This is a genomic window from Xanthomonas sp. F4, assembly GCF_011761895.1.
In genome coordinates, this window is record NZ_JAASQX010000005.1 from 132,287 (window position 1) to 152,108 (window position 19,822).

Annotated in this window: 4 protein-coding genes and 1 pseudogene; all 5 read left to right on the plus strand. The window is 65.8% G+C overall.

The features are described 5' to 3' along the window. The first annotated feature begins 61 nt into the window (after positions 1 to 61). On the plus strand, positions 62 to 14,926 hold the full coding sequence (locus FHR66_RS16385) for a hemagglutinin repeat-containing protein (protein WP_160969174.1): 14,865 nt from the start codon (positions 62 to 64) through the stop codon (positions 14,924 to 14,926). Continuing rightward, entirely contained in the window at positions 14,923 to 15,204 is a 282-nt protein-coding gene (locus tag FHR66_RS16395; protein ID WP_160969172.1) for a colicin immunity domain-containing protein, read from the plus strand. The genes FHR66_RS16385 and FHR66_RS16395 overlap by 4 nt, the downstream gene beginning before the upstream one ends. Before the next feature lie 59 nt (positions 15,205 to 15,263). Further along, positions 15,264 to 18,171: pseudogene (locus FHR66_RS16400) on the plus strand (hemagglutinin repeat-containing protein); the annotation flags it as partial. Then, positions 18,128 to 19,183, plus strand: coding sequence for a hypothetical protein (locus FHR66_RS16405; protein WP_160969170.1), 1,056 nt, complete (start codon positions 18,128 to 18,130; stop codon positions 19,181 to 19,183). The pseudogene FHR66_RS16400 and the gene FHR66_RS16405, both read left to right, overlap by 44 nt. Continuing rightward, complete coding sequence (locus tag FHR66_RS16410) at positions 19,180 to 19,599, plus strand: hypothetical protein (protein ID WP_160969168.1); 420 nt, start codon at positions 19,180 to 19,182, stop codon at positions 19,597 to 19,599. The genes FHR66_RS16405 and FHR66_RS16410 overlap by 4 nt, the downstream gene beginning before the upstream one ends. The last annotated feature ends 223 nt before the right edge of the window (positions 19,600 to 19,822 follow it).

The following is a 19,822-nucleotide window of genomic DNA, read 5'->3' on the forward strand; positions in this document are numbered from 1 at the left end:
TGGCGGCAGGCAACGCAATGGATTTGCCGCCTTGGGCGGCACGAGAGAGACGACGATGCACATGGACCGTACCGACCGCCGCCACCGCCTGCTCGAGCCGCTCAAGCGCGGCCTCGCCGCCCTGCTGTGCTGCACCGTCACCTGGACCTCGCTGCCGCTGTACGCGCAAGTCGCGCCGGTCGCCAATCCGGACGGGCGCCAGCCCGGGCAGCAGGCCGCGGCCAACGGCGTGCCGGTGGTGGACATCGTCGCTCCCAACGCGCGTGGCGTCTCGCACAATCGCTATTCGCGCTTCGACGTCGGCAGCAACGGCCTGATCCTCAACAACAGCGCGCAGATCTCCAAGACCGAGCTCGGCGGCTACATCGCCGGCAACGACAACCTGAAGAACAGCGGCGCGGCCACGCTGATCCTCAACGAAGTCACCTCCACGACCAGCCGCCTGCAGGGCTATACCGAAATCGCCGGGGCCAAGGCGCAGTTGGTGATCGCCAATCCCAACGGCATCGTCTGCGACGGCTGCGGCTTCCTCAACACCTCGCGCGTCACCCTGGCCACCGGCGTCCCGCTGCTCGGCGCCGATGGCGCCCTGAACGGCTTCTCCATCACCGGCGGCGCGCTGAGCGTCGGCAGCAACGGCCTGGACGCCTACAACGTCGATCGCCTGGACCTGCTGTCGCGACAGTTGAGCGTGGGCGGGTCGGTGTGGGCCAAAGATCTGCTGGCCAGTGCCGGTGCGCAGCGCATCGGCTACGACGGCATGTTGCTGGAGGTGCTGCCGGGCAGCGACGGCGCACCGCCGGCGATCGGCATCGACGTGGCGTACCTGGGCGGCATGTACGCCGACCGCATCCGCCTGATCGCCACCGAGGCCGGTGTGGGCGTGGTCAGCCGCGGCACCCTGTCTGCGCAGAGCGGCAGCCTGCAGATCGACAGCGCCGGGCAGCTCAGTCTCGCCGGCACTGCGGTGGCCCGCGACGATGTCGAGCTGCACGCGGCGGGTGCGCTGAGCCAGCAGGGCGTGCTCGGCTCGCAGCAGGCCGGCGTGCGCCTGCGCGCCGCGCAACTGACGATGAGTGGCGACACCATCGCCCATGGCCTGCTCGATGCGGCCGCCAGTGGCGCGCTGGCGCACAGTGGGCGCAGCAGCGCCGGTGCCATCACCCTGTTCGGTTCGGAACTGGACGCCGGCGGCAGCCTCTACAGCGGCGGCGATCTGTCGCTGAGCGCCAGTGGCGAGTTGCGCAGCAGCGGCAGCGCCTATGCTGGCGGCGCGGCGCAACTGCAGGCCGGAGCGGCCTGGCTGCAGCGCGGCGGTACCGTGCAGAGCGCCGGTCGCCTCGCGGTGCAGGCGGCGCGGATCGATGCCGCCGGCGCGCTCGACGCCGGTGCGGGCCTCAACTTGCGCAGCGATGCCGAGATGCGCCTGTCCGGGTTGGCGCAATCCTGGCAGGACGCCAGCGTGCAGGCCGGCGGACGCCTGGACACGCTCGGTCAGCTCAGCGCCGGCGGGCGCCTGGACCTGGGCGCGGCGGCGATCGGCAATGCGGCCGGTGCGGTGGTCTCGGCCGGCGGCGACATTGCGTTGGCAACGCCAGGCACGCTCGACAACGCCGGCACGCTGTATGCCGGACGCGATCTGCGCATCGACGCGGCCAGCGTCGGCAACAGCGGCGGCAGCTACGCCGGCCGCAACGCGACGCTCGCCACGACTGCGGCGCTGAGCAACAGCGGCAGCCTGGTTGCCGGCGCGGCGCTGAGCGTGGACGCGGCGCAACTGCTCAGCAGCGGCGAACTCGGCAGCCAGGGTGGCGACGTCGCCTTGCGCAGCCGCGGCGACCTGGCCCTGGCCGGGCAGGTGGCGGCGAAAGGCGCGCTGACCGCGCAGGCCGGCGGCATCTTGCTGCAATCGGGCACCTTGCGCGCGGGCAGCGCGCAGCTGCAGACCACCGGCGACGCCGCGCTGGACGGCGTGATCCGCACCGATGGCGACCTGCAGTTGAGCGCCGACGGCCAGTTGCGCAGCAGCGCCACCTTGGCCGCCGGCGGCAACGCCACGCTGCACGCGCAGGGCGCGTTGCTGCAGAGCGGACAGGTGCAGACCGGCGGCGCACTGGCACTGGACGGCGCCAGCATCGCCCAGGCCGGCGTGCTGGATGCCGGCACGACCCTGGCGCTGCGCAGCGCCGGCGACCTGTCGCTGGCCGGCACCGCGCAGTCGCGTAGCGACCTCACCCTGACCGGTGCCGGGGTGCTGCAGAACCAGGCCCAGGTCGTGGCTGGCGGCGCACTCAGCGCCAGCGCCGGCAGTCTCAGCAACGCTGCCGGCGCCAGTCTGTCGGCCCTGGGCGACGCCAGCCTGAGCAGCGCCAGCGCGCTGTCCAACGACGGCCACCTGTACGCCGGTGGCGCGCTCGGCCTACGCGCCGGCAGCCTCGCGCAGACCGGCTCGGCCAATGCCGGCACCACGCTGACCCTGACCGTCGATGGCGCCGTCGCCAACCAGGGCGATCTGGTCGGCGGTAGCGATGTGCAGATCGACGCCGGCAGTCTCGCCAGCAGCGGCCAGCTCGGCAGCCAGCACGGCCAGGTCGTGCTGAACAGCCGCGGCGACGTGCAACTCGATGGCGTGGTCGCGGCCGCCGGTGCCTTGAACGCGCAGGAGCTGGGCGATCTGCAGCAGCGCGGCAGCCTACGTGCGGCCGGCGTGCAGCTCGCTGCCGCGGGCGACCTGGGCGTGGCCGGCACCGTGCAGAGCACCGACACCCTGCAACTGCAGGCGCAACGCGCGCTGCGCGTGGACGGCCAGGCCAGCGCGAACGGCGCGATCGGCGTCAATGCCGCCAGCGTTGCACTCGGCACCGGCGCAATTCTGCAGAGCGCAACCGCCCTGCAGGTGGAGACGGCGGCGCTGGATAGCCAGGGCGCGCTGGACGCGGGCACCGATCTGCGGCTGCACAGTACGGGCGACATCCACCTGGCCGGCATCGCCCAGGCCGGGCGCGACGTTGCGGTGCTGGCCGACGGCAACCTCGACAACCAGTCCAAGGTGTTCGCCGGCCGCGCACTGCAGCTCACCGCCGCCAGTGCCAGCAACCAGGCGCAAGGCCAGTTGCTCGCACAGACGACACTCGACGCCACCGTGCAGGGCAACTTCGACAATGCCGGCCTGGTGCAGGCCGGCCAGGCCGCGAGCTTGCGCGTCGGCAGCCTGCAACAGAGTGGCCGTGCCTACGCCGGCGACACGTTGACCGTGCAGGCGGCGACCGCACTCGGCAACACCGGCGATCTGATCGGCAAGCACGACGTGGCGATCAGCGCCGGCAGCGTCGCCAGCAGTGGCCAGCTCGGCAGTCAGGACGGCCAACTGAGCGTGACCAGCGCCGGCGACCTGCAACTCGCCGGCACCCAGGTCGCCGGTACCGCGCTGCACCTGCAGGCGGCGGGCGATCTGCTGCACGGCGGAACCAGCAAGGCGCAGTCCGTGCAGTTGGATGCCGGGCGCGACCTGACTCTCGCCGGCACCACGCAGAGCGCCAGCACCCTGCAGGCGCAGGCGCAACGCGCGCTGCAACTGGACGGGCAGGCACTGGCTGGCGGCAGCGTGCACCTGCGTGGCGCCAGCGTCGGCACTGGCAGCGCCGCGGTGTTGCAGAGCGTGGCGGACATCGCCGTGGATGGCGGCAGCATCGACAGCCAAGGTGCGCTCGACGCCGGCACCGACCTGACCCTGCATAGCCAGGCCGTGCTGCACCTGGCCGGCATCGCCCAGGGCGGTGGCGACGTGCTGCTGACGGCTGCGGGTGCGTTCGACAGCAGCGCCCGGGTTGTGGCCGGGCGCGATCTGCAGCTGCAGGCGGCGAGTGCGGTCAACCGCGCCGCCGGCACGCTGGCCGCCGGTCGCGGACTGGACCTGCACGTCGATGGACTGCTCGACAACGCCGGCCTGCTGCGCGGCGAACAATCGCTGCAACTGCAGGCCGGCAGCCTGCAGCACAGCGGCACACTCTCCACCGGCCAGGCATTGACCCTGCGCAGCAGCGGCGCGGTGGACAACCGCGGCAACGTGATCGCCGGCGGCGATCTGTTGGTGGACGTGGGCAGCCTCAGCAACAGCGGCCAACTCGGCAGCCAGAACGGCCAGGTCACGCTCACCAGCCAGGGCGACCTGCAACTGGGCGGCAGCGTGATCGCCGCGCAGGCGCTCAGCGCCACCGCGCAGGGCGACCTGCGCCTGGACGGCGTGGCAAAGGCGCGCGCGATCGCCCTGAGCGGGCGCGATGTCGGCCTCGCCGGTGGGTTGCAGAGCGCGACCAACGCGACGCTGCAGGCGCAGCGCGCCCTGAGCGTTGATGGCCAGGCCCTGACCACCGGCGACCTGCATTTGAAGGGTGCAAGCGTCGCCACCGGCAACGCCGCGGTCCTGCAGAGCACGGCGGGCGCGATCACCCTGCAGGGCGGCAGCATCGACAGCCGCGGCACGCTCGACGCCGCCACCGATCTTGGCCTGCGCAGCGACGGCACGTTGGCCGTGGCCGGCGTGGCCCAGGCCGGGCGCGATGTCGTGCTCACCGCCGGCACCCAGTTGACCAATGCCGCGCAGGTGCTGGCCGGGCGCGATCTCACCGTCACCGCTGCCGGCATCGCCAACGCCACCGGCGCCAGCCTCGGCGCGCGCGGTGCGCTGGCCCTGACCACGGGCGGTACCCTCGCCAACGCCGGCACCCTGCAGTCCGGCCAGGCCATGACCTTGCAGGTCGGCAACCTGCAGCACAGCGGCCAGGCCTACGCCGGCGACGCGCTGACCCTGCACGCCACCGGCGCCGTCGACAGCCAGGGCGACCTGATCGCCAAGCGCGACCTGCAACTCGACGCCGCGCGCATCGCCAGCACCGGCCAACTCGGCAGCCAGAGCGGCCAGGTGGCGCTCACCAGCCAGGGCGACCTGCAACTGGGCGGCAGCATCGTCGCTGCACAGGCGTTGAGCGCCACCGCGCTAGGCGATCTGCGGCTGGATGGTGTCGCCAAGGCCGGGGCCGTCGCCCTGACCGGGCGCGACGTCGGCATTGCCGGTGCGTTGCAAAGCGGCTCCACGGCGACGCTGCAGGCGCAGCGCGCCCTGAGCGTCGATGGCCAAGCCCTGACCGTCGGCGACCTGCAGTTGCAGGGTGCCAGCGTGGCCACCGGCAACGCCGCGGTCCTGCAGAGCACGGCCGGCGCGATCACCCTGCAAGGCGGCAGCATCGACAGCCGCGGCACGCTCGACGCCGCCACCGATCTGGGCCTGCGCAGCGACGGCACGCTGGCCGTGGCCGGCGTGGCCCAGGCCGGGCGCGATGTCGTGCTCACCGCCGGCACCCAACTGACCAATGCCGCGCAGGTGCTGGCCGGGCGCGATCTCACCGTCACCGCTGCCGGCATCGCCAACGCCACCGGCGCCAGCCTCGGCGCGCGCGGCGCGCTGGCCCTGACCACGGGCGGCACCCTCGCCAACGCCGGCACCCTGCAGTCCGGCCAGGCCATGACCTTGCAGGTCGGTAACCTGCAGCACAGCGGCCAGGCCTACGCCGGCGATGCGCTGACCCTGCACGCCACCGGCGCCGTCGACAGCCAGGGCGACCTGATCGCCAAGCGCGACCTGCAACTCGACGCCGCGCGCATCGCCAGCACCGGCCAACTCGGCAGCCAGAGCGGCCAGGTGGTGCTGACCAGCCAGGGCGACCTGCAGTTGGGCGGCACCGTCGCCGCCGCCACCCAACTCAGCGCCCAAGCGCAGGGCGATCTGCTGCAGGCCGACACGCTCAGCGCGCAGGCGCTGGATCTGCGCGCCGGCCGCGACCTGACCCTGGGCGGCCAGCTCGCCACCACGCAGGGACTGCAGGCGCAGGCGCAGCGCGACCTGCAAGTGAACGGCAGCCTCAGCGCCGGCCAGGACGCCACGCTGCAAGCCGGCGGCACCCTGCGCAGTGGCAGCCAGAGCGTGCTGCACAGCACCGGCGCACTGCGTCTGAGCGGCGCGGCCATCGACAGTCAGGGCACCGCCGATGCTGGCACCACCCTGGCGATGACCAGCACGGGCGACCTCGCCCTCGGTGGCTTGGTGCAGTCCGCTTCGACGCTCGACCTGCGCGCCACTGGCGCGCTCAACAACGCCGCCCAGGTCGTCGCCGGCACCGATCTGAGCCTCACCGCCGCCAGCGCTACCAACAGCGCCAGCGGCATGCTCGCTGCCCTGGGCAATGGCACGTTCACCGTCAGCGGCCTGCTCAGCAACGCCGGCGCGCTGCGTGCGCGCCAGCGTCTGCAGCTGGACGTGGGCTCGCTGCAGCAGACCGGGCGCAGCTACGGCGTGCAGCGCCTGGCGCTCACCGCCAACGGTGCGGTCGACAACCGCGGCGACCTGATCGGCGGCAACGCCCTGCGCGTGCAGGCCGCCAGCGTCGCCAGCAGCGGCCAGCTCGGCAGCGAGAGCGGCGATGTCGCCTTGGTCAGCCAGGGCGATCTGACTCTGGGCGGCACCCTGGCGTCTGCCGGTGCATTCAGCGCGCAGGCCGGCGGTGCACTGAACCAGAGCGGCGCGCTCAGTGCCGCGACCACCCTGCAACTGCAATCACACGGCGACCTGACCGTGGCCGGCACGCTCAGCGCCAACCAGGTCGTGCTCGGCAGCGACGCCGGCGTGCTCCAGCACGGCACCGTCAACGGCGCCGACATCGCGCTGCAGGGCCAGCGCATCGACAACGCCGGGCAGACCCTGTCCAGCGGCAACCTGCGCCTGAGCGGCGGCGATGTCGCCATCGGCGGCGTGGCCGCGTCTGGCGTGCGCAGCGACGGCAGCCTCGGCAACAGCGGCGCGCTGACCCTGCATGCCGACGGCACGCTCAGCGCCAGCGGCCGCCTGATCGCCGCCGGTAATCTCACCGCAGACGCCACGCAACTCGCGCTGGCCGGCAGCACCACCCGTGTCGGCGGCAACGCCGCGCTGACCGCGAGCGGCGACGTGGACCATCGCGGCGCCGACCTGCTCGCCGGCGGCCAGCTCACCGTGCGTGCCGGTGGCGCGCTGGACAACAGCGCGCTCAACGGCGTCGGTGGCACGCTGCAGGCGGCGGGCCTGGACCTGGGCGCGAGCACGCTGCGCAACGGCAGCGGCAGCCTGGTGCAGAGTGGCACCGGCATCACCCGCATCGCCGTCACCGGCGCGTTCGACAACGGCAGCGGCCGCCTGGTCAGCAACGGCAGCGACCTGCAACTGGGCGCGGCGTCGATCAACAACGCGCAAGGGCGCATCGAACACGCCGGTAGCGGCACCCTCACGGTGAGCAGCGCTGGTGCCCTCGGCAATGCCGGCGGTCGCATCCTCACCCAGGGCCAGCTGCAGCTCAGCGCCGGCAACACGCTCGACAACCAGGGCGGCGCCATTGCCGCGGCCGGCGATGCCAGTGTCACCGCGGCCGGCCTGGGCAACATCGGCGGCAGCGTGTCCGGGCGCGGCTTGAACCTGCAACTGGGCAGCGGTGCGCTCGACAACCGCCTGGGCGTGGTGCAGGCCACCGGCGGCAGCCTGGTACTGCGCGCCGACAGCCTCGAAAACCGCGGCGGCACCATACAGGCGCTGAGCAGTGGCGGTGCCGGTGGCGACCTGCGCGTGGATCTGGCGCATACGTTGAACAACGACTCCGGCGTGATCGGTGCCAGCACCGATCTGACCCTGGGCGCAGAGAACGTCAGTAACAGCGCCGGCACCCTGCAGGCCGGCCGCGACCTGGCACTGACCGCGCGTGGCCAGCTCGACAACCACCAGAGCGGCCGCATCGGCGCCGCGCGCGATCTCACCGTCGCCGTCAATGGTGCGCTGCTCAACAGCGGCGGCCAGCTCGACAGCGGCAACGCCATGACCCTGTCCGGCGGCCGCATCGACAACAGCCAGGGCAGCATCGTCAACAACGGCGGCGGCCTGACCCGGCTCACCACCGGTGGGGACCTGCGCAATGTCGGCGGCAGCCTGGGCGGGCGCGGCAGTGTGGTGCTCGACGCGGCCAGCATCGCCAACGGCAGCGGGCAACTGGTGGCCGGCGGCGATCTGATCGCCAACACCAACGCGCTCGACAACCAGGGCGGCAGCGTCTACGCCGGCGCCAGCATGCTGCTGCAACGCAACGGCGCCACGCTCGACAACCGCAACGGCAAGATCAAGGCCGAACAGGCGGTGCGCCTGGCCCTGCAGAACCTGAGCAACAGCGGCGGCCAGATCGGCGCCGGCAGCAGCGCCGGCGGTGCGGGCGACGTGGTCATCGACACTGTCGGCTTCGACGGCGGCGGCAGCATCCTCGGCCAGAACCTGCTCGACCTGACCATCCGCAGCGACTACACCCATCGCGCCGGTGCCGACATCACCAGCAACGGCGATTTCCGCCTGGCAGTGGGCGGCAACTTCGTCAATGCCTCGGCGCTGCAGGCCGGGCGCAGCCTCGGCATCAACGCCAGCAACATCAGCAACCTTGCCGGCGCCAGCATGCGCTCGGGCAACGTGCAGTTGAACACCGGCGGCAGCGTCGGCAACGCCGGCGACATTTCCGCCAGCGGCAACCTGCAGGTCACTGCTGGGTCGGTGAGCAACACCGGCAGCCTGGTCGGCGGCAACGTGCTGGTGGACACCGGCACCCTGATCAACGGCGCCGATCTGGGCGGCGCCACCGACAACGCCGCCTACGGCAGCGCGCTGATCGGCGCCACCAGCGGCATGACCCTGCTGGTGCGCGACCAGTTGGTCAACCGCGACGCGAAGATCTTCAGCCTCGGCAACATCGCCATCGGCGCCGCGCGCGACAGCAGCGGCACGCTCATCGCACGCACCGGCACGCTGGACAACGTGTCCGGCAGCATCGAGGCCGATGGCAGCATCCTGATCGCAGCCAATCAGATCAATAACCGGCGGCGCGTGGTCAATGCCAGAACCACGCCGTTGTCGGACTCCGAGCGCGAGGCAATCAACGCCACGACGCCTTCTGAAGTGCTGTACGTCGGCCAGCCGATGCCCGAACAGAATGGCCCGAACGTCGGCGACAGGGTCAGCCTTGGTACGACCCGATACTACGATGTCATCAGTCGTGACCAACTCATTTCCGCCAGCGCGGAAGGGCGCATCGCTGCCGGGGGAAACATCGCGATCTCTGGGAGCGTGAACAACAACGCGTCCACGATTGCAGCCGCCGGTCAGCTGTTGGTTAATCGCTTTGGCACCAATGGATTGAGTGACGCTCTCATCAATGGGCGGGAGGTAGTGCAGAACAACGCGCTCGCGTTGAGTCAGAAGACCAAGTACACCGATATCGAGCGCGTCGCAGTCTTGGATGATGGCGACTGTGCTCGAGGAATTCGAGGAACGGGATGTACCTACAGTGTCGAGGAAAACGAAGTCAACTCCGGGACATCGGATAGTGGCTACATCGCCCTCGCCGCCAACATGACCGGCGGGCAGGGCGTGGCGATCAGCGGCGCCACCATCAGCAACGGCGCGGTCGGCAGCGATGGCCGCAGCATCGGCGGCGCTTCCTTCAACGCCACCCAGGGCGGAGGCCTGAACCGGTACGGCACCAAGAGCGCCGACGGTGCTGGCGGTATCGCCGTGCAGGCGCAGACCGCTGCCGCCACGGGCGGCGCCAGTGTCGGCAACCGCATTGCAGCCGCCGGATTCGGCCAGATCCGTGTCGATGACGGTCGCGGCAGCCTCGTCGGCACCACCGACGCGACTGCGGTCGACGTCCATGCGCAGGGGGTCCAGACCGCTCTGAACGGCAGCAGCGCCGTCAATGCCTCCAATGTCCAGGCCACCGGCGTGCAGGCCCAGCTCGGCGGCGCCGGCAACGGCAGCCGCAGTCAGGTTCAGGCCAACGGCGCGCAGGCGGTGCTGACCGGCGGAACGGTGCCCGGCCAGTACCAGCAGATCGACCCGGGCACCGGCCAGGTCCCGCAGGTAGTCGGTGGCGTCGGCGCGCCGCTGGGCAACATCGTGCTGCCGATGGGCGGGCTGTACCGCCTGGTCGGCAGCAACGGCGCCAATCCCAACGCGCTGGGCCGCGCCGCCAACGGCCTGGGCGGGGTCAAGGCCAACAACGGCGCCCCCGGTCGCCGCTACCTGATCGAGACCGATCCGCGCTTCGTCGACTACAACAACTTCATCAGCAGCGACTACCTGCTGGACAAGCTCGGCGTGGATCCGCAGTGGACCCAGACCCGCCTGGGCGATGGTTTCTACGAACAGCGCCTGGTGCTGGACCAGATCACCCAGCTCACCGGCCGCCGCTACCTGGGCAACTACGCCGATGGCGTGGCCCAGTACCGCGCCCTGCTCGATGGCGGCGTGGCCGAGGCCGGCACGCTGCACCTGAGCGTGGGCGTGGCGCTGACCGCCGCGCAGGTCGCCGCGCTGACCCACGACATCGTGTGGATGGTCGAACAGGAGTACCAGGGCCAGAAGGTGCTGGTGCCCGTGGTCTACCTGTCGTCCAAGACCGCGCTGACCCTGCGCAGCGATGGCGCGCTGCTGGCCAGCGACAACGGCGACGTCTCGCTCAACGCCACCGCCGGCCTGAGCAACACCGGCACCATCAGCGGCGCCAACGTCAGCGCCAACGTCGGCAACCTGCTCAACCAGGGCCGGATTGTGTCCAGTGGCACCGTGGCGTTGCAGGCCAATCAGGACCTGCTCAACCTCGGCGGCCAGATCACCGGCCGCGACGTGTTGCTGAGTGCTGGCCGCGACCTGACCAGTACCACCCGCGACGCCGTCGCTGGCGGCGACCTGCGTTCGGGCATCAGCGCCGGCAACAACCTGCTGCTGCAGGCCGGTCGTGACCTCAGCCTCACTGGCACGACCCTGCAGGTCGGCAACAATGCCGCGTTGCAGGCAGGCAGCAACCTGCTGCTGCAACCCACGGCACTGCGTGATGAGTCCGGCCTGATGCGCGGCGGTGACACGTCCAGCCTCATTGTCGGTGGCAATCTGCAATTGGCCGCCGGCAACGACCTCACCATCCGCCAGGCGCAGGTGAAGACCGGCGGCGATCTGATCGCCGCAGCAGGCCACAACCTCGACGTGACTTCGGTGCTAGGCGACAGCCATACCGTTACCGACGAGACCCGACAGGGCAAGACCAAGCTCGTCACCGCCACCACTACCCAGGACCTGGAACAGCAGGCGCTCACCGCTGGCGGCAACCTGGTGCTCAGCGCCGGCCACGACGTCAACCTGACAGCGGCCAAGCTCGACGCCGGCAATGGCCTGGCCGTGGTCGCCGGCAACGACCTCAACAGCACCACGCTGACCACGGTCGACAGCAGCAACACCCTGGAGACGCGCAAGCGCTTCAAGCAGACCACCAGCACCCGCGACGAGACCGTCCACGGCAGCGAGTTCACCGCAGGCGGCGACATCGCCCTGCAGTCCGGCCACGACGTGAACTTGACCGCTGCCCAGGTGTTCACCGACAAGGGCGCTCTCGCCGTGTCCGCTGGCAACGACGTCAACCTGCTCGCCGCACAAGAGCAGCACGACGCCGTGCAGGACATGCAGAAGAAGAAAAAAGGCTTCCTGTCCAGCAAGACCACCACCACGCACGACGAGTGGCACGACAGCACCGCGGTCGCCACCACGCTCAGCGGCGACACCGTGCAGATCGCCGCCGGCCACGACCTGCTGTCGCAGGGCGCGCAGGTCGCCGGCACCGGCAACGTGGTGGTGGCCGCCGGCAACGACCTGACGCTGGAGACGGCGCAGAACACGCATAGCGAAGAGCACGAGAAGAAAACGAAGAAGTCCGGCATGTTCGGCAGCGGCGGTATCGGCGTGACCTTCGGCACGCAGAAGATCCAGAACAATGCCGACACCGCTGATGTCACGCATGTGGGCAGCACGGTCGGCAGCGTGGAGGGCGACGTCACGCTGGTCGCGGGTAATCGTTACGCGCAGACTGGCAGCGATGTTCTGGCGAATGCCGGCGACATCACTGTGAAGGCAAAGGACATCGCCATCACCGAGGTCCACGACACCACCGATGCCGAGCAGCGCAGCAAGTTCAGCCAAGGCGGCCTGTCGATCACGCTTAGCTCTGCGGCGCTGAGCCTGGCCCAGTCCGCTTACGACACGGGCAAGGCCGGCTCGAAGGTCAGTGGCGATGCGCGCATGCAGGCACTGGCGGCCGGTTCTGCGGCCTACAGCGCCTATGGCGCGGCCAGTTCGCTGAGCCAGACGGGAAGCGCGCTGGCCAGTGGCAATGCGGCAAGCGCGGCGCAAGGCGCGAACATCAGCATCGCCGTGACGGTGGGCGGTAGCAAGAGCGAGAGCAAGAGTACCCAGTCGGCGGACCAGGCCAAGGGCTCCAAGCTACAGGCGGGTGGCGACGTCAACCTCATCGCCACTGGAGGCGGCGATGCCAGCAACCTGCTGGTAAGCGGCAGCGACATCACCGCGGGCCGCAACCTGCTGTTGGCGGCTGATCACGATGTCACCATCGAGGCTGCGAAGAACACCGCCGAACAGCACAGCACCAGCAAGAGCAGCAGCGCCGCCGTCGGCGTTGCAGTCACCTACGGTGCGGATGGGTTCGCCGCAGGCGTGACGTTGAGCGCCAGCGGAGCGCGTGGCAAGGCCAATGGCGAGGATGTCAGCTATGCAAACAGCCATGTGACTGCGGGCAACAATGCCACGATCATCAGCGGCAACGACACCACCCTCAAGGGTGCCCAGGTCTCCGCAGACAAGGTGATCGCTGACGTCGGCGGCAACCTCAACATCGAGAGCCTGCAGGACACCAGCACGTATGCCAGCAAGGACAAGTCGGTCGGTGGCAGCGTCACGTTCGGCATGGGGTTCAGTGCCAGCGCCAGCTACAGCAGCAACAAAGTCAATGGCGACTACGCCAGCGTCACCGAGCAGAGCGGCATCCAGGCCGGCAAGGGCGGGTTCGACATCACCGTGGGCGGCAACACCGACCTGAAGGGCGCGGTGATCGCCAGCAGCCAGGAAGCGATCGACCAAGGCAAGAACCGCCTGAGTACCGGCACGCTCACGTACAGCGACATCGCTAACGCCAGTAGCTATGACGCCAAAGGCATCAGCCTGTCGGGCGGCTACAGCGTCGGCACCGGCGACGATCAGGCCAAGGGCAGTGAGGGCCAGACACCTTCCACCACCAACAATGGCAGCAAGTGGTCCTGGCAGAACTACAACACCGGGGCCAACGGCAGCGCGGCCGGCTACGGCCATGAGAGCGGCGATGCGCAATCCACCACGCACAGCGGCATCAGTGGGGGGGCGCTGGTCATCACCGACGAAGCGGGACAGCAAGCCAAGACCGGCAAGAGCGTGGCCGACACGCTGGCGGGCCTGAAGCGGGATGTCGTGACCGGTGATGACGTCAATGGCCTGACCAAGCAATGGGATGGGCAGAAGCTGCAGGAACAGGTGGCGGCGCAGGCACAGATCACGGCGACATTCGGGCAGCAGGCCACGCATGTGATCGGCGACTACGCCGAGAAGAAGATGACGGAGGCGGCAGACCTACGTCGGCAGGCCAATGACACGACCGATCCGGACCAGAAGGCCCAGCTCACCGCACAGGCCGACCAACTGGAAAGCCAGTGGGGCAACAACGGCAGCTTGCGTGTGCTGGCGCACACGGTGGTCGGAGGACTCACAGGTGGGCTAGAGGGTGCGACCGGCGCCGCTGCAGGCACGCTCGCTGCGCCCGCCGTGGCAACCGCGCTGCGGGATGCAGGCGTCACCGGGCCGTTGGCGGACACATTGACCGCCTTGGCGTCGACGGCGGCGGGTGCGGTGGCCGGCGGCACCGCGGGTGCTGCGACGGCCAGCAACGAGGTGGTGAACAACTATCTGAGTCATCCGCAACGCGATGAAAAGGCGCGTGAACTCAGCAAGTGCAAGACAGAAGAATGCCGAGAAAATGTAGAGCGGAAGTGGGATGACGTCAGTCTTGCGCAGAGCCGCGAGATGAAGGATCGGTACTTCGACTACCTGACTCCGGAGCAGCAAGCAGAATTAATGAATCTTAAGCCAGGGACGAAGGAATATGACGCGATACTTGCAGCGGGCGTATCTCAATACGCTTCAAAAACTACGACCGGCGTTGGATCGTCTTACAGTCTTGACTATCAGCTACTGACGGAGAGGGATTGGAATGGGCCGCAAGTTAAAGCGCTGATTGGTGGGAGTTCGCTTGAAGACAGGAACCGGTTAGATACAGCGGTTTTGGGGATCTTTGGGTCTCCAGCGAGATTGACAGCCCTCTTTGGCGGTAGCCCGGAGCAAGTCGCTGCGGCAAATAATTTCGGCGCCAGCATGTACGATGTGATGGGAGCGGTTGAGGTCTTAGCTCCGCGCAGTACGAGGTCAGGCGATGGGCCGCCCGCATTTGAGCTTTTGGTAAAGAAAGACAATGTGGTGGAAGTTGGCTTTAATAAGGGTGAGATTCCGACCTTAGACGCGATTAAAGTCGTAGCTGATAAGCCACGGTCCAACTCAGTTGATGTCACGGAGACATTTAATTATTCATCAAGAACTTCTGCTCCAGACGGATATTCTGTCCCAATATTAAGGGAAATTTTAGCGAGTTCGAAGCAGCTTGACAAAAAGTTTAAACACGCATCCGATTTTGGTGTTGGGACGAGCAAAAAAAATCCTCAAACGCTGGAGCAATTTAAATTAGAATTAGAGAGGCATATGAAAGCCCAAGCTACGGTGGAGCATGGGACTTATGGTTTTGTAAAAGATTCAAGGGTCTTTTTTAACCCGGATACAAATAACGTAGTTGTTGTTGATGCAAAGGGAAATTTTGTAACAGGTTTTAAGCTTGATCCTGGAAGCCTTCAGTTTGAGAATTTCATTAAAAACGGTGTGCTGCGATGAGTATAGTTCTTTTTGATTTTGCAAAATCTTTTGCGTTAGGTCGAATGGATGCGCGCGTTTTTTCTGAAGCTTATATGGAGCTTTGGAAAATAGAGCGCGACAGAGGAATTTTGCGGGAAGATGCGGCTCCGTTAAGTGAGTGTTTATCTAGTATTTTTTGTTCCGCTGACATGTATAGTGAAGATGCTGACGAAAGGCAATATTTCGAATTAGATGAGGCTGGTTTGCTTAGTAAAGTTTGCGAAGAAATAAATAGGGTTGAAAAAGGCTCTCTCTGACCATTTGTTTAATGCTGTGCGATGGCGCAGGCACTAGCGGGCAACAACCTGTCCTGTAGGCCGGCCACGACCTGTCGCTGACCCCGGTCACCGATGTCAACGGCAAGGCCACGGTGAGCACCAGCATCGCCACCGGCGGCAGCCTGCAGCTGGCCGCCGGCAACGACCTCACCATCCGACAGGCGCAGGTCACCGCCGGCGGCAACCTGATCGCCGCGGCCGGACACGATCTCAATGTCACCTCGGTGCTGGGCGACAGCCGCACCGTCACCGACCAGACCCGCCAGGGCAAGACCAAGGTCGTCACGACGACGACCACTCAGGACATCGACCAGCAGGCGCTCACCGCCGGCGGCAACCTGGTGCTCAGCGCCGGCCACGATGTCAACCTGACCGCCGCCAAGCTCGACGCCGGCAATGGCCTGGCGGTTGTTGCTGGCAACGACCTCAACAGCACCACCCTGACCACGGGCGACAGCAGCAATACCCTCGAGACGCGCAAGCGCTTCAAGCAGACCACCAGCACCCGCGACGAGACCGTCCACGGCAGCGAGTTCACCGCCGCCGGCGACATCGCCCTGCAGTCCGGCCACGACGTGAACTTGACCGCGGCCCAGGTGTTCACCGACAAGGGCGCTCTCGCCGTGTCCGCTGGCAACGACGTCAACCTGCTCGCCGCACAAGAGCAGCACGATGCCGTGCAGGACATGCAGAAGAAGAAAAAGGGCTTCCTGTCCAGCAAGACCACGACCACGCACGACGAGTGGCACGACAGCACGGCAGTGGCGACAACGCTCAGCGGCGACACCGTGCAGATCGCCGCCGGCCACGACCTGGTCTCTCAGGGCGCGCAGGTCGCCGGCACCGGCAACGTGGTGGTGGCCGCCGGCAACGACCTGACGCTGGAGACGGCGCAGAACACGCATAGCGAGGAGCACGACAAGAAGGTCAAGAAGACCGGCCTCTACAGCGGCGGCGGCTTCAGCGTCACCCTGGGCGCGAGCAAGCAGACCAACACGCTCGACACCACTGAAGTGAGCCAGAGCGGCAGCCTGGTGGGCAGTACCGACGGGTCGGTCACGCTCACCGCCGGCAATGCCGTGGGCATCACCGGCAGTGACGTGCTGAGCAAGACCGGCACCGCCATCGTCGGCAAGGACGTGACTATCGCTGCGGTCGAGAACCGCGTGGATACAGTGCAGACGTCCAAGCAGCAGAGTGCCGGGATTACCCTGGGCCTGACCGGCGCGGTTGTGCAGGCGGCCGAAGCGGCATATGGCGCCACCAAGCGCGGCAGTGAAGTCGAAGATAGTCGGCTGCAGGCATTGTATGCGGCAAAGGCCGGTTACGCAGTCAAGGACAGCGTCATACGCCGGCAAGGGCAGTGCCAAGGGCAATAGCGAACTGCATACCGAAAGTGTGGTCACGGCCAAGGACACGCTGATCCTGGCCAGTGGCAACGACACAACGATCAAAGGCGCACAGGCGATCGGCGACAAGGTACTGGCCAAGGTCGGCGGCGATCTGCTGATCCAGAGCGAGCAGGATACCAACGACTACAAGAGCAAGCAGCAGCAGGCAGGCGTGCAATTGGTCTACGGCTATAGCACCGGGGGCAACGCCAGCGGCTATTACAGTCAGCAGAAGATCGACAGCAGCTACACCAGCGTCAAGGAGCAGAGCGGCATCCAGGCTGGTAACGGTGGGTTTGACGTTACCGTTGGCGGCGACACGCACCTGATCGGCGGCGCCATCGCCAGCACGGCCGATGCCGAGAAGAACCGCCTGACCACCAATAGCCTGACGGTCCAGGACGTGCAGAACAAGGCGGAGTACCAAGCCAGCAGCGTCGGTGTTAGCTCGGACATGGCGTCCAGTGCGACGAAGGCAGCGCTTGGAGCCGCCCTGAGTCTGGCTGGAGGTCAGAACGGCAACACCACCAGCGTCACCAAGAGCAGCGTCTCCGCAGGGACGATCGAAGTTCGCAACGGAGACGACTCGGCGGTCGCAAACCTGGATCGTAACGCGACTGAGCTGCAGCAGTCGGGTCTGAAGCAGATCTTCGACGAACGTAAAGTCCAAGATCAAATGGAGATGGCCAAGGTCGCGGGGGAGGTTGGCTTCCGCACGGTTGGAGCCATTGGAGATGCGCTGACCAGCAAATACAAGGACGCCGCACTCGTTGCGGATGGCGCTGAAAGGCAATTGAAGCGTGACGATCTGACTCCGGAGCAGCGTGCCCTAATCCAGCAGAACCTGGACACTGCCAAAGCCACCATGGCGGCGTACCAGGAGCAAAACGATCTCTGGAAGGACGGCGGAACCGGCAAGACGCTGATGCACGCCGTGGCGGGTGCGGTCGCTGCGAGCCTTGGTGGCGGAAACGCGATGCAAGGCGCGCTAGGTGCGGGCGCCGCAGAACTTGCGCGCCCTCTTACCGAGGGTGAATCGAAACTTGTGCAGAACCTGGTCAGCGCGTTGGTCGGCGGAGTCGCCGGTGGCGAGACTGGTGCCGGCGTTGCTGTGGATGGCGAGAACTTCAACCGGCAGCTGCATCCGGACGAGCTGAAGAAGATCAATGCCAATGCTGCCACGTTCGCAGCGATGGAATGTGGCGATGCATGCACACCACAACAGGTGGAAGCCGCGCGGCAGCGCCTGATCGTCCAGGCCATGCGTCAAACGGACAGCCGTTGGGACAGTATCCTAGGTATGGGGGGACTAGTCGCCCAGGACGGAAATGCACAGAGTTTCCTGTCATCAATCACACAGACCAAGGGCAATTACACAGACTTTGGCGCCGACTGGGCCCAGTACAACGATCACTCGATGTTCGCCGACGCCTTGCGTGGCACACCAGCGCTTGATCAGGTGTACGGCAGCAGTGCTGCGCACCGCAACGAGTCAGGACGACCAGCGCCACTTGCTGCAGGCGCTGAACCGCACGGATGCTGGCTGGACCGATGACTATGTCCATGGCGTCTTGAACCGAGACGCATGGGCCATCGGGACGACCTTCACTGGCGATGTTGGGTTCGTCGCGGATGTAACGCACAAGCTGGCGACGGGCGATGCGAAGGGTGCTCTCAGTGCGGTCGCTGGTGCCGTGGTGCTGTCCAAGGTCGGTGAGTTGGGGGGAATCGTCGCCGGCAAGGCTGTCACCATCATCAAAGAAGCGTTGAGTTCAACCAAGGGCGCTTCTGATTCAGTGCTGCCGTTGGTGGTGAAGGAGACAGCAACGACTGGCACCGCGGGGGATGTACTCACTGAAGTGCCGTTGTTGAAGCCAGAGGCACCTAACCCGAGCAGTGTGGTTGATGTGCCTAGAGGCAATGAAATCGATACATCTGGCTTGGCGGGCATCCCTGAGATGCCTCCTGGCTATAGCCGGTTGAAGTCGGGAGGAGCATCTGCAAATGAGACAGGTGGGTTGCCAGAGGGATATCGTCGGCTAGTAAGTAACGATGGTGAAAATGTTATCCAGGGGCCTGCGGGAGAGATCTATGGAAGTGAAGAACTGCTCACGCAGGCCTTAAAGTCCGACGTAAAATTTATTCCCTCGAATCAGGTTAAAGTCTCAGATGCCCACAGTGTTAACACGATAACGGAGGACACTAGATTCGGCGGCGGAAATCGTACGGTCCCCAAGACTGTTGCCAAAGGAGACGTGAATCTTCAGATGGACATTGATGAGATTAGTGCAGGCAAAGCGAAGTTGCTTGAAAATGGCGATGTCTTAACATCATCTGGGCGCGTATACGGAACACATCCGGGAAGTTCAACGGTATTTCCTAAGAGCGGCCCCGGATTAATTCAATTATCGCAAGCAGAGTTTGGAATTTACAAAGAGATGCTAAAAAGCGGCGGCTTGCAAAACAGTGCAATCAAGCGTTTGGAGGCCCTTTTGAAAGCTGGGAACAAGGGGGTTGATGAATTTTCTGAAGAAAAGCTTGTTGAATTATTTGGGAGTAAGAAATGAGTATTTCCCTTTTTGAAATTTCCCTAAGAGAAATATTTAATCTTACGGAAGTGGCCTCCGTGGTATTGGACTGCATGGGCGGAAGCGTAAAATCCACGGTCGATTATGATTCTTTTTTTTCTCTTTCCCTGGAGGAGCAGGAAATTTCAGTTGGGCTTGAGATTATATATTCTAGCATTGGTTACAAAACTTTAATTAACGGCGTCTCCTGTGTTGATTTGTACGGCGAGTCACTTGGGGAGTTCGCCTCTCGCATTTCTAGTGCTCTAAAAACAGAAGTCGTAATTGGGGACTACATTATGGATGTTGAAATGGCTACGGGTCGCTATCTCGTATATTATCCGGATGGATCATTTAGGCATGCTTATGAAATAAAAAATGGTGATGGTATATTTGATGTAACTGTCGAAGATTAGGGGCGGTATCTGTAAAGGCCACGGATCCGGGTGTGGCTGATTAACACATCAGTAGATTGGCGTACTTCTCCTCATTTTTGATCGCTTTAGGTCCTGAAGCGATCAAAAATCCATTTTAAATGCGCGCGCACTTTATCGCTGTTATTGATGTCTTCTCGGTTTTAGGTAGCACAGTGCTTTAGAGGTGCTAGACGAAAGCCGCACCGTCGCCGACCAGACCCGC